Below are 18,002 nucleotides of genomic sequence, written 5' to 3' on the forward strand. Positions count from 1 at the left end.
CCGGAGAGCGAGGGATCTCAAGTGCGCCGCGCCGTCTGTCCCGGGTCGTTCGACCCCATCACCAACGGACATCTCGACATCATTTCCCGCGCCTCCCGTCTGTACGACGAGGTCTACGTCGCGGTCATGATCAACAAGTCCAAGAAGGGCCTGTTCGAGGTCGAGGAGCGGATCGAGCTGATCCGCGAGGTCACCGCCGAGTACGGCAACGTGAAGGTCGAGGCCTTCCACGGACTCCTCGTCGACTACTGCAAGCAGCGCGACATCCCCGCGATCGTCAAGGGCCTGCGCGCGGTCAGCGACTTCGACTACGAACTCCAGATGGCCCAGATGAACAACGGGCTGTCCGGTGTGGAGACCCTGTTCGTCCCCACCAACCCCACCTACAGCTTCCTGTCTTCCTCGCTCGTCAAGGAGGTCGCGACCTGGGGCGGCGACATCGCGCACCTGGTGCCGCCGGTGGTGCTGCGGGCCCTCAACGAGCGCCTGCGCAAGGACTGATGGGGCTACAGTCGTCCCGTCCGTCTCCAACACAGCTGTAGAGAGTGGCGAGCACAGGTGGACGTGCAGAAGAAGCTCGACGAGATCGTCGCCGCGGTCTCCGGCGCCCGGTCGATGCCCATGTCGGCCTCGTGCGTGGTCAACCGCGCCGAACTGCTCGCGATGCTGGAGGAGGTCAGGGCCGCGCTGCCCGACTCCCTCGCCCAGGCCCAGGAGCTGATCGGCGACCGCGAGTCGATGGTCGAGCAGGCCCGCCAGGAGGCCGAGCGGATCATCTCCGGCGCGCACGCCGAGCGCGGCTCGCTGATCTCCGACACCGAGGTCGCCCGCCGCTCCCAGGCCGAGGCCGACCGCATCCTGAACGAGGCCCGCAGGGAGGCCGAGGAGGTCCGCGCCGAGGCCGACGACTACGTCGACTCCAAGCTCGCCAACTTCGAGGTCGTCCTCACCAAGACCCTCGGCTCGGTCGGCCGCGGCCGCGAGAAGCTCCTCGGCACCGGCCCGGGCCTGGACGAGCAGGGCTACGAGGACGAGGACGCCCCCGAGCGCAGCCACGACCCCGAGACCCTGCGCCGCGACGCCGACGCCTACGTCGACACCAAGCTCGGCGCCTTCGAGGCGGTGCTCGCCAAGACCCTGGAGGCCGTCGGCAAGGGCCGCGCCAAGCTGCACGGCCGGATCGCCACGGACGACCTCGGCGCGCTCGCCGACGACGACAGCACCGTCCAGCACTCCAGCGACGCCGACTACCTCGCCGACCTCGCGGCCCTGGCCGAACAGGACACCCCGGCCGCGGCGGCCGTACCGCACCAGCAGCAGTACGACCAGCAGCCCGCCTACGGCTACCAGCAGCAGGACACCTACGGCGGCGGCTACCCGCAGCAGCCGGCCTACGCCCAGCAGCAGGACCCCTACGGCTACCAGCAGGCCGACCCGTACGCGTACCAGGGCTACGACGCCCAGCAGGCCGCCTACGACGCCGGACAGGCCCAGCAGGCGCAGCACGCCCAGCAGTCGTACGCCCTCGACGAGACCAGCCTCTTCGACACCGGCATGATCACGCCGGAGCAGCTGAGGGCCTACGAGCAGGGTCGCGGCCAATAAGAACCAGCGCGGGACCACCGGATTGGGCCGTGAGCGAAAGGTCCAGTATCCTGGCTCTTCGGTCGCGCGTACGTCCGCGATCAACGCTGCCCGGGAACACCGAAGGGCGGCGTCCCTCTGAGCTCGAAGATCGAAAGCAGGAATGGCTCCCAACGCACACCTCGACCACCGCAAGCCTCTCGTGTTCGACACGCACGAGCTGGGGCGGCGGCCCGGTGCGCTGCAGCGCCTGACCCGCGAGATCGACGCTCCCAAGGATCTGGGGATCGCGGGAGTCGTCGGAGTGCCGGAAGGCGCCCCGGTGGAGCTCGAACTCCGGCTCGAGTCGGTCATGGAAGGGGTGCTTGTCACAGGCACCGCCCGTGCACAGGCCGAGGGGGAGTGCGTAAGGTGTCTGGAGCCGCTCGAGCTGGAGCTCGAAGCGGACTTCCAGGAGATGTTCTCGTACCCTGACGCCGACGATCGGGGCCGCCCCAAGGCGGAGCCGACCGACGACGCCGAGGAAGACGAGGACAGGCTCTTCATCGAGGACGGCCTGTTCGACCTCGAACCAGTGCTGCGTGACGCGGTGGTGCTTGCCCTGCCGATGCAGCCGGTGTGCCAGGACGACTGCCCCGGCCTGTGCTCCGAGTGCGGAGCCCGGCTGGCGGACGACCCGGACCACCACCACGACGCCGTCGACATCCGTTGGGCGGCACTGCAGGGACTCGCCGGTTCACTCGAAGATGGCGAGAAGGACGAGATGAGCGGCGCCGAAGCGGAAGCGGGCGTCGACGAGAAGCAGGAGAAGTAGCCGTGGCTGTTCCGAAGCGGAAGATGTCGCGCAGCAACACGCGCCACCGCCGGTCGCAGTGGAAGGCTGCGGTCCCCACCCTGGTTGCGTGCGAGCGCTGCCACGAGCCCAAGCAGCAGCACATCGCGTGCCCGTCTTGCGGCACCTACAACAAGCGCCAGGTCCTCGAGGTCTGAGCGGCTGGTGAGAGGCACTGTGTCCACGCCGAAGAAGAACTCTGCGGAGAACACGGCCTCGTCCCACACGCTGTTGGAAGGGCGGCTCGGGTACAAGCTCGAGTCCGCCCTTCTGGTGCGTGCGCTGACCCACCGGTCCTACGCGTACGAGAACGGCGGTCTGCCGACCAACGAGCGCCTGGAGTTCCTCGGGGACTCCGTCCTCGGCCTCGTGGTCACGGACACGCTGTACCGCACCCACCCCGACCTGCCCGAAGGCCAGCTGGCCAAGTTGCGGGCCGCGGTGGTCAACTCTCGTGCGCTGGCGGAGGTCGGCCGCGGGCTCGACCTGGGCTCCTTCATCCGGCTCGGCCGTGGTGAAGAGGGCACGGGCGGCCGGGACAAGGCGTCCATCCTCGCCGACACCCTCGAAGCGGTGATCGGCGCGGTCTATCTCGACCAGGGTCTGGACGCGGCGGGCGAACTCGTCCACCGGCTCTTCGACCCACTGATCGAGAAGTCCTCCAACCTCGGTGCCGGCCTGGACTGGAAGACCAGTCTCCAGGAACTCACCGCGACCGAAGGACTCGGCGTGCCCGAGTACCAGGTCTCGGAGACCGGCCCCGACCACGAGAAGACCTTCACTGCTGCCGCCCGCGTCGGAGGCGTCTCGTACGGCACCGGCACCGGCCGCAGCAAGAAGGAGGCGGAGCAGCAGGCCGCCGAGTCCGCCTGGCGGTCCATCCGGGCCGCGGCGGACGAGCGCGCCAAGGCTGCTGCCCAGGCCGCCGCGAAGGCCGTCGAGGCCGACGCGGGTGCCGACGAGGCGTCCGCCTCCGCCTGACAGAACAGCGCAGTACGCCGAGCGCCCGTCCCGCCCCGGGGCGGGCGCTCGGCTCATGGACCGGGGGATGCGATGCCCGAGTTGCCCGAGGTAGAGGTCGTACGCCGAGGTCTGGAGCGGTGGGTCGCCCACCGTGCCGTCGCCGAGGCCGAGGTGCTGCACCCGCGCGCCGTACGCCGGCACATCGCCGGCGCCGACGACTTCACGCACCGCCTCAAGGGCCATCGCATCGGCGTGCCCAGTAGGCGCGGCAAGTATCTGTGGCTGCCCCTGGAGGACACCAACCAGTCGGTCCTGGCCCACCTCGGCATGAGCGGCCAACTCCTGGTCCAGCCGCAGGAGTCACCCGACGAGAAGCACCTCAGAATCCGGGTGAGGTTCGCCGACGGCCTCGGCACCGAGCTCCGCTTCGTCGACCAACGCACCTTCGGTGGACTGTCGTTGCACGACAACACCGAGGACGGGCTGCCCGACGTCATCGCGCACATCGCCCGCGACCCGCTGGACCCGCTCTTCGACGACGAGGCCTTCCACCAGAACCTCCGCCGCAAGCGCAGCACCATCAAACGGGCCCTGCTGGACCAGTCGTTGATCAGCGGCGTCGGCAACATCTATGCGGACGAGGCGCTTTGGCGCGCCCGCATCCACTACGAGCGCCCCACCGCCGGGTTCACGCGCCCGCGCACGGCCGAACTCCTGGGCCACGTGCGGGATGTGATGAACGCGGCCCTCGCGGTCGGCGGCACCAGCTTCGACAGCCTGTACGTCAACGTCAACGGGGAGTCCGGCTACTTCGACCGCTCCCTCGACGCGTACGGCCGTGAGGGTCTGCCCTGCAAGCGGTGCGGTACGCCGATGCGCCGACGGCCGTGGATGAACCGGTCGAGCTACTTCTGCCCGAAGTGTCAGAGGGCGCCGCGCGTCTCGTCGTAGCGCCGGCGTGCGTCGAGCACGTCGTCCATCCGGCCCTCCAGGAAGTGGATGAGGCCGAGCAGTCGCGTGGCCATCTCCTGGCCCAGCGGCGTCAGTTCGTAGTCCACGCGGGGCGGGTTGGTCGGCTGGGCCTCGCGGTGCACCAGGCCGTCGCGCTCCAGCGCGTGCAGAGTCTGGGACAGCATCTTCTCGCTCACGCCGTCGACACGGCGCCGCAGTTCGTTGAAGCGCAGCGAGCCCTCGTGCAGCGCGCCGAGCGTGAGTGCGCCCCAGCGGCCGGTGATGTGCTCCAGCGTGCCCCGCGACGGGCAGGCCTTGGCGAACACGTCGAAGGGGAGATCCCACTCCGCCTCGCGCTCCTGCGTGATGTCCATACCTCAAGCGTACTCGAACGCAGCGCTAACCGGTAGGTTGCACTAACTAGAAGTTAGTGCTTTCCTTTTCTCATTGTTAGTGACCTGCGCATCCCAGGAGTACGCATCGTGACCAGCCCTGTCGTTTCCATCGCCTACCACTCCGGCTTCGGCCACACCGCCGTCCTCGCCGAGGCCGTCCGCGCCGGTGCGCAGGAGGCCGGGGCCGAGGTGCATCTGATCAACGTCGCCGAGATCACCGACGAGGAGTGGGCCGTTCTCGACCGCTCCGACGCGATCGTCTTCGGCTCCCCGACCTACATGGGCACCGCCTCCGGCCCCTTCCACGTCTTCGCCGAGGCCACCTCGAAGCGCTGGTTCGGACAGGACTGGAAGGACAAGCTAGCCGCCGGCTTCACCAACTCCGGCTCCAAGAGCGGCGACAAGCTGCACACCCTGCAGTTCTTCCAGATCCTCGCCGCGCAGCACGGCATGCACTGGGTCAACCTCGGTCTGCACCCGGGCTGGAACAACAGCGAGGGCTCCGAGCACGACCTCAACCGCCTCGGCGTCTTCGCGGGCGCCGCCGCGCAGACCAACGTCGACGAGGGTCCGGACGCCGTTCACAAGGCCGACGTGGCGACCGCCGAGCACCTCGGACGCCGGCTGGCTGAGACGGCGAAGGTGTTCGCGCACGGCCGCGCCGCCGTCGCCGCGTAAACAGCCGTGTAGACATCGGGACATACGAAGGGGCTCCCACCCGGTCACCGGATGGGAGCCCCTCGTCGTTTGTGCCGCTAGTAGCCGAAGTCCTGGGTCCACCAGGGGCCGCCGGCCCCGAAGTGGACGCCGACGCCCAGCGTCTTGAAGTCGCAGTTCAGGATGTTCGCCTTGTGGCCCTCGCTGTTCATCCAGGCCTCCATCACCGCCGCGGCGTCGGCCTGACCCCGGGCTATGTTCTCGCCGCCCAGGTTGCTGATGCCGACCGCCTCGGCCCGGTCCCAGGGGGTGTTGCCGCTGGGGTCGGTGTGGTCGAAGAAGCCCTGGTCGGCCATGGCGTCGCTGAAGTCCTCGGCGAGCTTGCCCAGCGCGCTGTTCGCGGAGACCGCGCTACAGCCCACCTTCGCCCGCTCCTCGTTGACGAGCTTCAGAACCTCTGCCTCGGCCTGCGCCTCCGCGGAGATGGTGATGCCCGGCGCGGTGGAGTGCTGCGGCGCCTTCGTGGCCGTCTTCGACGGCTTCGCTTCCGGCTCCTTGCTCGGCGTCTTCGTCGGCTCCTCGGTCGGCGTCTTGGTCGGCGCCGCCGTCGAGGCCGAGGCGGACGGCGTCGGCGAGGCCGTACGGGCGCCGCCGCGGCTGGCTGCCTCGTCGTCCCGGCCGGCGTCGGCGCTGCCGGAGGTGCCGCCCTGCTCGGTCGCCGAGTTGGTCGGGGTGTCCGCGGCCTGCACCTTGTCGCCGCCGCTGCCGCCGCCGATCTTGTAGTTGTCGAGGCCCGGCACCACACCGGTGGCGACCGCGACGGTGCCGATGGCGACCGCCGCGGAGACCCCGAGCAGACCGGTCTTGACCGGCGTCACGACCCTCTTCTTACGACGCCGGCGAGAGCCCCCGCCGCGGCGCGGCCCGTCACCCGGCGAGAAACCCTCGCTCGGGAACATGGCGGTGCCGCTGACCTGGGCGTACTCGTCGTCGGTTGCGTAGAGGTAGGCCTCGCTGCGGGCGTGCGCCTCGGGGTTCAGATACGGCGCGATGCCGACCGTGGGGTACTCGCCGCTGTGCGGACCCCGGGCGTCGGCCTCGAAGTCGTACGAGAACTGCCGGTCGATGCCGTACGCGTGCTGCTGGTCGAAGCCGTACGAGTCCTGCTGGTCAAAGCTGTACGAGTCCTGCGGGTCGTAGCCGCTCGTGTACGAGCCGTCTGTTTCCGTGACCCCCGTGGCGCGGCCCGTGGCGGCGCGGCCGGCGGCGGAGCGTCGGTGGCGTCCCATGTGTCCTGGCCTTCCTCGTCCTTTGTGGCCGACTCGTCCCCGGCGGTCGGACCGAACTCACAAAACTCACACGATCGAGTGAGTTTCGTATGAGATTCATTGGCAGGGGACGGTACCGCATGGCGCCAGGGGAGGGAGCGCCCAGAGAGACATTGGTTGGTTAGGTTGCACCCATGAGCGAGGATGTACGACTGGTCGCCTGGGTGCGGGGACGCGTCCAAGGTGTGGGTTTCCGCTGGTTCACGCGGGCCAAGGCCCTGGAGCTCGGTGGGCTGAGTGGTTTTGCTCTCAATTTGGGGGACGGACGGGTCCAGGTGGTCGCCGAGGGCCCGCGCGAGCGATGCGAAGGGCTCCTCGCATGGCTTCTGGGTGACGACACGCCCGGGCGCGTGGACGGTGTCACCGAGATCTGGGACACACCCCGTGGGGGTTACGACGGCTTCGCCATCCGTTGAACCGGTTCTGTAAACCACGCCTGGTGGAAGCGGAGGGACATGCCACCGGCAGCTGCCCGAAGCAGAAAGACGCTGGTGGTTGCCAAGAATGGGTTCTCGTGGGAGGCTCCGCACTTAAGGATGATCGCTACGCCCCGAGGGCCCCGCAGGAGTCGCTGCGCCGCCGTTTCCCGGCCGCGCGCCACCGGGTTGCCCGCCAATACGGGGCGTGATCGTGTTGACCGTCAAACTTTTTGGTGAGACGCTGAATACACCCCGCGCACCTTAGCTGTTTGGCATGGTTGAACGGCAGCAGTAACTCAACAGTGTCAAGCATCGCGGGTGCGAATCCCTCACGACCCACACCGCTTCGGTCGGTCACTCATTGTGGAGGACCATCCATCATGGCAAAGGCGCTTCTCGGTTACGTCGGCGGCTCCGACCCGCGACTCATTGCCGAGATGCGACGGCTCCAGCAGCGTGTACAGGACCTCGAATCCGAGCTCGTACGGATCCAGGCCGAGAACGACGCGCTCGCGGCTGCCGCTTCTCAGGACTCGCTTCTGGAGAGCATCGACGCACACCAGGCGGAGCCTGCGCTCACCTGATCACTGCATCGCACCACGACAAGCAGTGGTTGGGCTGTCCGTGTCAACCGCTAAGTTGTCAGAGTTGCAAGGGACGCTTCGGCGTCCCTTCTTTCTTTCCCCCGCACTCCCCTCACCTTCTTTAACGTCTGATGTGCCCTGCACGTTCATGGGTGAAACCGCGGGCAACCGCACGTTCATGGAGTGAGACAACCCCGGAAGGTAGAGTCCAGCGGCGTGCACCTCAAGGCCCTGACCCTCCGCGGGTTCAAGTCGTTCGCCTCGGCGACCACGCTCCGGTTCGAGCCGGGCATCACGTGTGTCGTGGGACCGAACGGCTCGGGCAAGTCCAACGTCGTCGACGCCCTCAGCTGGGTCATGGGCGAGCAGGGCGCCAAGTCGCTGCGCGGCGGCAAGATGGAGGACGTCATCTTCGCCGGCACCACCGGGCGTCCGCCCCTGGGCCGCGCCGAGGTGTCCCTGACCATCGACAACTCCGACGGGGCGCTGCCCATCGAGTACGCCGAGGTCACCATCACGCGGATCATGTTCCGCAACGGCGGCAGCGAGTACCAGATCAACGGCGACACCTGCCGCCTCCTCGACATCCAGGAACTCCTCTCCGATTCCGGCATCGGCCGCGAGATGCACGTCATCGTCGGCCAGGGCCAGCTCGACTCCGTCCTGCACGCCGATCCGATGGGCCGCCGTGCCTTCATCGAAGAGGCCGCGGGCGTCCTCAAGCACCGCAAGCGCAAGGAGAAGGCCCTCCGCAAGCTGGACGCGATGCAGGCCAACCTCGCGCGCGTGCAGGACCTCACGGACGAACTCCGCAGGCAGCTCAAGCCCCTCGGCCGCCAGGCCGCGGTCGCGCGGCGGGCCGCCGTGATCCAGGCCGACCTGCGCGACGCCCGCCTCCGGCTGCTCGCCGACGACCTCGTGCGCCTGCGCGAGGCGCTCAAGGCCGAAGTGGCCGACGAGGCCGCTCTGAAGGAGCGCAAGGAGACCGCCGAGCAGGAGCTGAAGAAGGCCCTCCAGCGCGAGGCACTCCTGGAGGACGAGGTACGGCAGCTCACGCCACGCCTCCAGCGCGCCCAGCAGACCTGGTACGAACTCTCCCAACTCGCCGAACGGGTACGCGGCACCGTCTCGCTCGCCGACGCCCGCGTGAAGAGCGCCACCTCCGCCCCGCCCGAGGAACGGCGTGGTCGCGACCCCGAGGACATGGAGCGCGAGGCCGCCCGCATCCGTGAGCAGGAGGCCGAGCTGGAGGCCGCCCTGGAGGCGGCCGAGCGGGCCCTTGAGGACACGGTCGCCCACCGCGCCGAGCTGGAACGCGCGTTGACCGACGAGGAACGGCGTCTGAAGGACGTGGCCCGCGCCATCGCCGACCGCCGCGAGGGCCTGGCCCGCCTCAACGGCCAAGTCAACGCGGCCCGTTCCCGTGCCGCCTCGGCCCAGGCCGAGATCGACCGCCTGGCCGCCGCGAGGGACGAGGCCCAGGAGCGGGCGGTCGCCGCACAGGAGGAGTACGAGACGCTCAAGGCCGAGGTCGACGGCCTGGACGCGGGCGACGCGGAACTCGCCGAACAACATGACGCGGCGAAGGCGGCCCTGGCGGAGGCGGAATCCGCACTGACGGCCGCGCGGGAGGCGGCGACGGCGGCGGAGCGCAAGCGGGCGGCGACGCAGGCGAGGCACGAGGCGTTGGCGCTGGGGTTGCGGAGAAAGGACGGCACGGGCGCGCTGCTTGGCGCGAAGGACAGGCTGAGCGGCCTGCTGGGTCCCGCGGCGGAACTGCTGAGCGTGACCCCGGGCTACGAGGTGGCGTTGGCGGCGGCGTTCGGCGCGGCGGCGGACGCGCTGGCGGTCACTTCCCCGTCAGCGGCTGCGGACGCGATCCGACTGCTGCGCAAGCAGGACGCGGGCAGGGCGTCACTCCTCTTGGCAGGGTCCCCGGAGACGCCCCCCAGGGGCGCGGGGAACTGCGCGACCAGTCACAACGAACCCGCAGACGCCAGCCAACAGTACGCGGCAGATTTCGTCCGCGGCCCTTCCGACCTCATGCCAGCCGTACGCCGCCTACTGACCGGCATCGTCATCGTCAGCACCCTCGAAGACGCCGAAGACCTCGTCTACGCCAACCCCCACCTCACCGCGGTCACCGCCGAAGGCGACCTCCTCGGCGCCCACTTCGCCCACGGCGGTTCCGCAGGCGCCCCGAGCCTTCTCGAAGTGCAGGCCTCCGTCGACGAGGCAGCCGCGGAGCTGGAAGAGCTGGCCGTCCAGTGCGAGACGCTCACCGAGGCACAGCACGCGGCAGCGGAACGACGTAAGGAATGCACCGCCCTCGTCGAGGAACTGGCCGAACGCCGCCGCGCCGCCGACCGGGAGAAGTCGGCCGTCGCCCAGCAGCTCGGCCGGCTCGCCGGCCAGGCGAAGGGCGCCGCGGGGGAGGCCGAGCGGTCGACCGCGGCCGCGGCCCGCGCGCAGGACGCGCTCGACAAGGCGCTCCAGGACGTCGAGGAACTCGCCGAACGGCTCGCCGTCGCCGAGGAGATGCCCGTCGAGGAGGAGCCGGACACCGCCGTACGCGACCGGCTCGCCGCCGACGGGGCCAACGCCCGGCAGACCGAGATGGAGGCCCGCCTCCAGGTCCGTACGCACGAGGAGCGCGTCAAGGGCCTAGCCGGCCGCGCCGACTCCCTCGACCGTGCCGCCCGCGCGGAGCGCGACGCACGCGCGCGTGCGGAGCAGCGGCGGGCACGGCTGCGCCACGAGGCGGCCGTTGCCGAGGCCGTCGCCTCCGGCGCCCGGCAGTTGCTCGCCCACGTGGAGGTGTCGCTCGCGCGCGCCGACGCCGAGCGGACCGCCGCCGACGCCGCCAAGGCCCTCCGCGAGCAGGAGCTGACCGCTGCTCGCGCCACCGGCCGCGACCTCAAGGCCGAGCTCGACAAGCTCACCGACTCCGTGCACCGCGGCGAGGTCCTCGGCGCCGAGAAGCGGATGCGGATCGAGCAACTGGAGACCAAGGCGCTGGAGGAGCTGGGGGTCGAGCCCGCCGGGCTGGTCTCCGAGTACGGCCCGCATCAGCTCGTACCGCCCTCCCCGCCCGCCGAGGGCGAGGAGCTGCCGGAGGACCCGGAGCATCCGCGGAACCAGCCGAAGCAGTTCCACCGGGCGGAGCAGGAACGGCGGCTCAAGGCGGCCGAGCGGGCGTACCAGCAGCTCGGGAAGGTCAATCCGCTGGCGCTGGAGGAGTTCGCGGCGCTGGAGGAGCGGCACAAGTTCCTCAGTGAGCAGCTGGAGGACCTGAAGAAGACCCGCGCCGACCTGCTTCAGGTGGTGAAGGAGGTCGACGAGCGCGTCGAGCAGGTCTTCACCGAGGCCTACCGGGACACGGCCCGGGAGTTCGAGGGCGTCTTCAGCCGGCTCTTCCCGGGTGGTGAGGGTCGGCTGATCCTCACCGACCCCGACAACATGCTCACCACGGGCGTCGACGTCGAGGCACGTCCGCCCGGCAAGAAGGTCAAGCGGCTCAGCCTGCTGTCCGGTGGCGAACGGTCCCTCACGGCCGTAGCGTTGCTGGTGTCGATCTTCAAGGCCCGGCCGAGTCCGTTCTATGTCATGGACGAGGTCGAGGCCGCGCTGGACGACACCAATCTTCAGCGGCTGATCCGGATCATGCAGGAGCTGCAAGAGGCCTCGCAGCTCATCGTGATCACGCACCAGAAGCGCACGATGGAGGTCGCCGACGCCCTGTACGGCGTCTCCATGCAGGGCGACGGCGTCTCGAAGGTCATCAGCCAGCGGCTGCGCTGATCCCGTCTACCCGGTCTCCACTTCTTCAATCCTTGAACTCAACCTCCTCAGTGGTGCCTGTTTTCTCACATCGCTTCGTCTGTTGACTTCACAACTTGAAGGCATAGGGTCTGCATCGTTGTTCTTGCCTTCAGGCAGCGTTGCCGATGGCCTTAGGAGTTGAACGTGACCAGCACTGCGCCACCCAAGTCAGGAGCCAGGACGGCTCATCCCGATCATCTCGGGCATGTCATCTTCATCGCGGCGGCCGCCGCGATGGGCGGGTTCCTCTTCGGGTACGACAGCTCCGTGATCAACGGCGCCGTCGAAGCCATCCGGGACCGGTACGACATCGGTTCGGCGGCGCTGGCGCAGGTCATCGCCATCGCCCTGATCGGCTGTGCCATCGGCGCCGCGACCGCGGGCCGGATCGCCGACCGCATCGGCCGTATCCGCTGCATGCAGATCTCCGCCGTGCTGTTCACGGTGAGCGCCGTCGGCTCGGCGCTGCCCTTCGCGCTGTGGGACCTCGCCTTCTGGCGCATCGTCGGCGGTTTCGCCATCGGCATGGCGTCCGTGATCGGCCCCGCCTACATCGCCGAGGTCGCCCCGCCGGCCTACCGCGGCCGTCTCGGCTCCTTCCAGCAGGCCGCGATCGTCATCGGCATCGCCATCTCGCAGCTGGTCAACTGGGGTCTGCTCAACGCGGCCGGCGGCGACCAGCGCGGCACGCTGATGGGGCTCGAGGCCTGGCAGGTCATGCTCGGCGTCATGGTGATCCCGGCCGTCCTCTACGGCCTGCTCTCCTTCGCCATCCCCGAGTCCCCGCGCTTCCTCATCTCGGTCGGCAAGCACGAGCGCGCCCGCGAGATCCTCAAGGAGGTCGAGGGCGAGAACGTCGACCTCGACGCCCGTGTGGCCGAGATCGAGCACGGCATGCACAGCGAGCACAAGTCCACGTTCAAGGACCTGCTCGGCGGCGGCTTCTTCTTCAAGCCGATCGTCTGGGTCGGTATCGGCCTGTCGGTCTTCCAGCAGTTCGTCGGCATCAACGTCGCGTTCTACTACTCCTCGACGCTGTGGCAGTCGGTCGGCGTCGACCCGACGGACTCGTTCTTCTACTCCTTCACGACGTCGATCATCAACATCGTCGGCACCGTGATCGCCATGATCTTCGTCGACCGCATCGGCCGTAAGCCGCTGGCGCTCATCGGCTCGGTCGGCATGGTCATCGGCCTCGGTCTGGAGGCCTGGGCGTTCAGCTTCGACCTGGTCGACGGCAAGCTCCCGGCCGCCCAGGGCTGGACCGCCCTCATCGCGGCCCACGTCTTCGTCCTCTTCTTCGCCCTGTCGTGGGGCGTGGTCGTCTGGGTCTTCCTCGGCGAGATGTTCCCGAACCGCATCCGCGCCGCCGCCCTCGGCGTCGCCGCCTCCGCGCAGTGGATCGCCAACTGGGCCATCACCGCGAGCTTCCCGTCGCTGGCCGACTGGAACCTGTCGGTGACCTACGTGATCTACACGGTCTTCGCCGCGCTCTCCATCCCGTTCGTCCTCAAGTACGTCAAGGAGACGAAGGGCAAGGCGCTGGAGGAGATGGGCTGAGCAGCCCGTATGAACTCGGGGGGAAGGGCTCAAACCCCGCTGCCCCTCTCCCCGTAACCCTCACCGCCGCCCCGGCTCGGCCACTGCCCGAGCCTGGGCGGCGGTGTCGTGCCGCCGAGGGGCTCAGCCCTCGAGCCTCGGCAGGACGTCCTCGCAGAACAGCCGCAGACTCCGCCACCCTTCCGCGACCGGCATCCCACCCGCCAGCGGATGCAGTACGAGGTTGTCGAGGCCCTGGGTCACGCACTCGTCCGGCGTCAGCACCCGGTACACGCCCTCGGCGCGCAGCTCCGCCACATCCGTCGCCGCCGACTTCACCGCCGACCGGATGTCCCCAAACTGCCAGGAGGCGTACGTCCGGGCCTCGTGCAGGAAGTGCTCCCCGTGCGTGGCCCACACCTCGTCCGGGTCCTCCGCGATGTGCAGCAGCGGGGTCTCGGCGGCCGGCATCATCGTCCAGCCGTCCGTGCCGTACTCGACGAGCCGCTCCTTGTAGTACGCCTCCAGCTCCGGCAGATGCGCGCTGGGGAAGAAGGGCAGCCCGAGGCGGGCGGCCCGGCGGGCGGCGGCCTGCGAGGAGCCGCCGACCAGGAGCAGGGGGTGCGGGTCGGTGAAGGGGCGCGGGGTGACCCGTACGGTACGGCCCTGATATTCGAACTCCTCGCCGGTCCACGCCTTCAGCAGCGTCTCCAGCAGTTCGTCCTGGAGCTTGCCGCGGAGCTTCCACTCCACGTCGAACAGGGCGTACTCCTCGGGCCGGTAGCCGATCCCGGCGACCGTCACCAGGCGGCCGCCGCTCAGCAGGTCCAGCACCGCGATCTCCTCGGCCAGCCGCAGGGGGTTGTGGAGCGGGCCGATGATCGCCGAGACGGTGACCGCGATGCGGCGGGTGGCGCCGAAGACGGCTCCCGCGAAGGCGAAGGGGGAGGGCAGCCAGTTGTTGGCGACGCCGTGGTGCTCCTCCGTCTGCACGGTGGTGATGCCGTGTTCGTCGGCGTACGCGGCCATCTCCAGGGCGGCCTGGTAGCGGGCGCGGAGGGAGGCGGGGGTGGCGGCGGGCTCGACGAGGTTGAAGCGGACGACCGTGACGGGCATGGGGGTCCCCCTTCAGTCGGTGGTGGGGGACGCTAGCTGACGGAGCGTCAGATGGCCATGGCTGCGGGCGCCTTGGTGGACGCCGGGCGGTGGACGGGTGGCTTCGGCAGCGCCGCGTACAGCACACCCGAGACGGCGATCGTCGCCACCCAGCCCAGGCCGTACTCGCCGATGGGGTTGCCGTCGGCGAAGGGGCCGGTGAACCAGTCCGAGCTGGTGAACAGCAGTCCGGTGCCGAGGCCCACGGTCCAGGCCGCGACCGCCGCCGGGCTGAAGCCGCCCCGGTACCAGTAGGCACTGGTCGGCGTGGTGTCGAGCAGGGCCTCGGTGTCGTACTCCGTACGCCGCAGCATGTCGGCGCCGAAGACCCCGAGCCACGCCGAGAAGGCCACCGCGAGGAGGGAGAGGAAGGTGACGAAGGGGCCCATGAAGCCGGTCGCCGCCAGCATCAGGACGCTGCCGAAGATCAGCGAGATCGCCGCGTTGATCGAGACCGCCCAGTGACGCGGGACGCGGAAGCCGAGCGTCTGTGCGGTGAAGCCCGCCGAGTACATGGACATCGAGTTGATCAGCAGCGTGCCGACCAGGGCGATGAGCAGGTAGGGGACCGCGAGCCAGAGGGGCAGGATCTCGCCGAGGAAGGAGACGGGGTCCGTGGCGGAGGCCAGGTCGGGGGTGGCCGACGCCATCACCACACCCATCAGGACCAGGGGCAGGACGACGATCCCGGCGCAGCCGACCGTGTTGCGCACGATCGCCGCCGACGACGCCGAGGGCGGCAGGTAGCGCGTGAAGTCGGGAGCCGAGGGCACCCAGCTGATCCCGCCCGCCGCGATCAGCCCCACGCCCGCGACCATCGCCGAGGCCGGCCCCGCGTCCTGCCCGAAGACCGTGCCCCAGTCCGTCTCGACGATCAGATGGCCGAGCACGAGGACGGAGAAGGCGCCGAAGAGACAGGTCGCCCAGGTGTTGCACCGCTGCACGGCCCTGATGCCGAGGCCCGAGATCGCGAACGTGGTGATCACGAAGAGGAGGAGGGTGGCGACGACGAGGGCCGTGTTGGTCTTCACGCCGAGGAGGATGTCCAGCACGGTCAGCAGCGCGCAGGCGCCGGTCACCGCGTTGATCGTCTCCCAGCCCCAGCGGGCGATCCAGATGAGCGAGCCCGGCAGCAGATTGCCCCGCTGCCCGAACACCGCGCGAGACAGCGCCATGCCCGGGGCACCACCCCGCTTGCCGGCGATCCCGATCAGCCCCACCAGGCCGTACGAGGGTGTGTCGCGACCCACTGCATGGGCCGTGACACACCCTGGGTCCGCTCCTTCGCGTACCCGACGGGCTCCGCATACTGGACCCGTTGTGACTCCGCCTCTGAGAGGCTTCCCGGCCGACGCGGGGTCGGACGGCGGGCCAGCCCGGCCCGGTGGGGCGCAGCCCCGCGTGGACAACGAACGGTGGAGTGAGAGGTCACGCCATACTGGACGAGTTATGGAAACCGTCATCCTTGCTGTAGTCATCGCCGTGGTCGTGCTCGGTGTGCTCGGCGGGCTCGTCGTCGGCAGCCGACGCAAGAAGCCGCTGCCCCCGCCGCCTCCCGCAGCGCCCGACATCACCGCCCCCCCGGCCGAGCCGCACATCGGCGACGAGGCCGAGACGCCCCGCGACGAACCGCGCCGGACGATAGAGGAGGTGGACCTGCCCGACGGCTCGACCGGTGTCGCCGTCGAGGAACCGCCCGTCGTCGAAGAGCTCCCGCCGACCGAGATCGAGGTCCCGGAGCCCACCGCCGGCCGCCTGGTGCGGCTGCGCGCCCGTCTCTCCCGCTCGCAGAACGCGCTCGGCAAGGGTCTGCTGACCCTGTTGTCCCGCGAGCACCTCGACGACGACACCTGGGAGGAGATCGAGGACACCCTCCTCACCGCCGACGTCGGCGTCGCGCCGACCCAGGAGCTGGTCGAGGGCCTGCGCGAGCGCGTGAAGGTGCTCGGCACGCGTACGCCCGAGGAGCTGCGCGGGCTGCTGCGCGAGGAGCTCCTGAAGCTGGTCGGCACCGACTTCGACCGCACGGTGAAGACCGAGCCGGAGACCAGCAAGCCCGGCATCGTGATGGTCGTCGGTGTCAACGGCACCGGCAAGACCACGACCACCGGCAAGCTGGCCCGCGTGCTCGTGGCCGACGGGCGTTCGGTCGTCCTCGGCGCCGCCGACACCTTCCGTGCCGCCGCCGCCGATCAGCTGCAGACCTGGGGCGAGCGGGTCGGAGCCCACACCGTGCGCGGTCCCGAGGGGGGCGACCCTGCCTCCATCGCGTTCGACGCGGTGAAGGAGGGCAAGGAGATCGGCGCGGATGTCGTGCTGATCGACACCGCCGGCCGCCTCCACACCAAGACCGGCCTCATGGACGAGCTCGGCAAGGTCAAGCGGGTCGTGGAGAAGCAGGCGCCGCTCGACGAGGTGCTGCTGGTGCTGGACGCGACGACCGGGCAGAACGGTCTGGTGCAGGCGCGGGTCTTCGCCGAGGTCGTCGACATCACCGGCATCGTCCTCACCAAGCTCGACGGCACGGCCAAGGGCGGCATCGTCGTCGCGGTCCAGCGGGAGCTGGGGGTGCCGGTGAAGCTGGTGGGGCTTGGTGAGGGTGCGGATGACTTGGCGCCCTTTGAGCCAGAGGCGTTCGTGGATGCGCTGATCGGGGACTGAGCGCCTACTGGGTTGCCGCGACAGGCCGGTGAGCGTCTGCGGCGCCGTTGTGGCTTGTCGCGCAGTTCCCCGCGCCCCTAGTGGAACCCGCATACCAAGAAGTGCCCGCCCCCAAGGTGCAGTTGGGAGCGGGCACTTCGCTTTGCTATGCCCTTGATCGATGTGCCACGTAAGCCAGCGTCCCCAGCAGCAAGCGCGCCGCCGGTGGCTTCGTCGCCGAGTCCAGGGCCGGGGGGCGGAGCCAGTGCACCGGGCCCAGGCCGCCTCGGTCGGACGGGGGAGCGGTGATGTGGGTGCCCGGGCCCAGGCCGCGCAGGTCCAGGGAGGTGGGGTCGTCCCAGCCCATGCGGTAGAGGAGTTCCGGGAGTTCGGCGGCGGCGCCGGGGGCGACGAAGAAGTGGGCGCGGCCTTCGGGGGTGGCGGTCACCGGGCCGAGGGGGAGGCCCATGCGTTCCAGGCGGACCAGGGCGCGGCGCCCGGCCGGCTCGGCCACCTCGATCACGTCGAAGGCCCGACCGACCGGCAGCATCACCGAGGCGCCCGGGAACTCGGCCCAGGCGCCGGTCACTTCGTCCAGCGTCGCGCCCGCCGGCACCTCTGGCGCGAAGTCGAGCGGATGCGCGCCCGGCGCCCGGCAGTCGGAGTGCCCGCAGGAGCACGCGCCCGCGGCGGCCCGGGCGCCCGGGACCACGTCCCAGCCCCACAGGCCGGTGAACTCGGCCACGGCGGTGCACTCCGACGAGCGGCCGCGGCGACGAGAAGAGGACCGGATGTCGCGGATCCCCCGACTGCTGCCGATCGTGAAGCCCATGCCCCCTCCAACGGGTCCGGCGCACCGGTGGTTACGAGACGCGCACGGAAAGTGACCTGAGCGATGCCGTGCCCGTCCACTCGGCGCCCGGTTGCGCCCCGGGTGGTGCGCCCGATGACGCGCGCCCCTGAGTGCACCGCTCCGCCCACTCCCGGCTGTCCTATGTCAAGTGAATCGCGTGCGGGCGACTGTGAGTTCATTCGAAGGGGTGGCGAATGGTGGCGTTTCCGGGATCGCCATGGCTGGACGGGTGATCGTAGGATTACTTTGAGTGCACGAGTCCTGGGGGCACATGCACTCG

General features: G+C 69.8%; 17 protein-coding genes. 12 read left to right on the plus strand and 5 right to left on the minus strand.

Annotation, left to right across the window (positions count from 1 at the left end):
- Positions 1–21 precede the first annotated feature (21 nt).
- The 6 genes from coaD (at position 22) to mutM (ending at position 4,330) form a co-directional block, all read left to right on the plus strand.
- Entirely contained in the window at positions 22–501 is a 480-nt protein-coding gene (coaD, locus tag IQ210_RS43785; RefSeq protein WP_322658354.1) for a pantetheine-phosphate adenylyltransferase, read from the plus strand.
- A gap of 57 nt (positions 502–558) precedes the next feature.
- The gene (locus IQ210_RS43790) at positions 559–1,605 is read left to right on the plus strand and encodes a DivIVA domain-containing protein (protein WP_194084831.1); all 1,047 of its coding nucleotides are present in this window, start codon (positions 559–561) and stop codon (positions 1,603–1,605) included.
- 142 nt (positions 1,606–1,747) lie between these two features.
- The gene (locus IQ210_RS43795) at positions 1,748–2,398 is read left to right on the plus strand and encodes a YceD family protein (protein WP_059198056.1); all 651 of its coding nucleotides are present in this window, start codon (positions 1,748–1,750) and stop codon (positions 2,396–2,398) included.
- Between the two features lie 2 nt (positions 2,399–2,400).
- A complete protein-coding gene (gene rpmF / locus IQ210_RS43800; RefSeq protein ID WP_003951102.1) occupies positions 2,401–2,574 on the plus strand; it encodes a 50S ribosomal protein L32 in 174 nt (57 codons plus the stop codon).
- A gap of 19 nt (positions 2,575–2,593) precedes the next feature.
- Positions 2,594–3,397, plus strand: a complete 804-nt coding sequence (gene rnc / locus IQ210_RS43805) for a ribonuclease III (protein ID WP_194084857.1) — start codon at positions 2,594–2,596, stop codon at positions 3,395–3,397.
- A gap of 72 nt (positions 3,398–3,469) precedes the next feature.
- Positions 3,470–4,330: a bifunctional DNA-formamidopyrimidine glycosylase/DNA-(apurinic or apyrimidinic site) lyase gene (gene mutM / locus IQ210_RS43810; RefSeq protein ID WP_194084832.1), complete on the plus strand. Its 861-nt coding sequence runs from the start codon at positions 3,470–3,472 to the stop codon at positions 4,328–4,330.
- Here the strand turns inward: mutM and IQ210_RS43815 are convergent.
- Complete coding sequence (locus tag IQ210_RS43815) at positions 4,303–4,704, minus strand: winged helix-turn-helix transcriptional regulator (RefSeq protein ID WP_194084833.1); 402 nt, start codon at positions 4,702–4,704, stop codon at positions 4,303–4,305. The two genes, mutM and IQ210_RS43815, sit on opposite strands and share 28 nt — an antisense overlap.
- 108 nt (positions 4,705–4,812) lie before the next feature.
- On the opposite strand from IQ210_RS43815, the gene IQ210_RS43820 reads away from it, so the two are divergent.
- Complete coding sequence (locus IQ210_RS43820; RefSeq protein ID WP_194084834.1) at positions 4,813–5,403, plus strand: flavodoxin family protein; 591 nt, start codon at positions 4,813–4,815, stop codon at positions 5,401–5,403.
- A gap of 77 nt (positions 5,404–5,480) precedes the next feature.
- Here IQ210_RS43820 and IQ210_RS43825 read toward each other — a convergent pair whose 3' ends face one another.
- On the minus strand, positions 5,481–6,671 hold the full coding sequence (locus IQ210_RS43825; RefSeq protein WP_194084835.1) for a CAP domain-containing protein: 1,191 nt from the start codon (positions 6,669–6,671) through the stop codon (positions 5,481–5,483).
- A 173-nt stretch (positions 6,672–6,844) separates the two neighbouring features.
- Here IQ210_RS43825 and IQ210_RS43830 point away from each other — a divergent pair, with 173 nt between their 5' ends.
- The 4 genes from IQ210_RS43830 to IQ210_RS43845 all read left to right on the plus strand — a co-directional run bounded on the left by IQ210_RS43830 (position 6,845) and on the right by IQ210_RS43845 (position 13,095).
- Positions 6,845–7,126, plus strand: a complete 282-nt coding sequence (locus IQ210_RS43830) for an acylphosphatase (RefSeq protein ID WP_059198050.1) — start codon at positions 6,845–6,847, stop codon at positions 7,124–7,126.
- A 383-nt stretch (positions 7,127–7,509) separates the two neighbouring features.
- On the plus strand, positions 7,510–7,713 hold the full coding sequence (locus tag IQ210_RS43835; protein ID WP_059198049.1) for a hypothetical protein: 204 nt from the start codon (positions 7,510–7,512) through the stop codon (positions 7,711–7,713).
- Between the two features lie 216 nt (positions 7,714–7,929).
- Positions 7,930–11,514 carry a chromosome segregation protein SMC gene (smc, locus tag IQ210_RS43840; protein ID WP_194084836.1) on the plus strand — a complete coding sequence of 1,195 codons (3,585 nt, stop codon included), beginning with the start codon at positions 7,930–7,932 and terminating at the stop codon, positions 11,512–11,514.
- A 165-nt stretch (positions 11,515–11,679) separates the two neighbouring features.
- Complete coding sequence (locus IQ210_RS43845) at positions 11,680–13,095, plus strand: sugar porter family MFS transporter (protein ID WP_194084837.1); 1,416 nt, start codon at positions 11,680–11,682, stop codon at positions 13,093–13,095.
- A gap of 123 nt (positions 13,096–13,218) precedes the next feature.
- On the opposite strand, the gene IQ210_RS43850 is transcribed toward IQ210_RS43845, so the two are convergent.
- Together IQ210_RS43850 and IQ210_RS43855 are read right to left on the minus strand one after the other, a co-directional pair.
- Positions 13,219–14,190 (minus strand): LLM class flavin-dependent oxidoreductase, encoded by a 972-nt coding sequence (locus tag IQ210_RS43850; RefSeq protein ID WP_194084838.1) that lies wholly within the window; start codon positions 14,188–14,190, stop codon positions 13,219–13,221.
- A gap of 47 nt (positions 14,191–14,237) precedes the next feature.
- Complete coding sequence (locus tag IQ210_RS43855; protein ID WP_322658325.1) at positions 14,238–15,479, minus strand: cytosine permease; 1,242 nt, start codon at positions 15,477–15,479, stop codon at positions 14,238–14,240.
- Positions 15,480–15,678: 199 nt separating this feature from the next.
- Between IQ210_RS43855 and ftsY the strand changes: the two genes are divergently transcribed.
- Positions 15,679–16,890, plus strand: coding sequence for a signal recognition particle-docking protein FtsY (gene ftsY / locus IQ210_RS43860; RefSeq protein ID WP_194084839.1), 1,212 nt, complete (start codon positions 15,679–15,681; stop codon positions 16,888–16,890).
- Between the two features lie 145 nt (positions 16,891–17,035).
- On the opposite strand, the gene IQ210_RS43865 is transcribed toward ftsY, so the two are convergent.
- Positions 17,036–17,701, minus strand: a complete 666-nt coding sequence (locus IQ210_RS43865) for a bifunctional DNA primase/polymerase (protein ID WP_194084840.1) — start codon at positions 17,699–17,701, stop codon at positions 17,036–17,038.
- Positions 17,702–18,002 lie beyond the last annotated feature (301 nt).

Source organism: Streptomyces justiciae, assembly GCF_015163075.1.
Lineage (GTDB): Bacteria > Actinomycetota > Actinomycetes > Streptomycetales > Streptomycetaceae > Streptomyces > Streptomyces justiciae.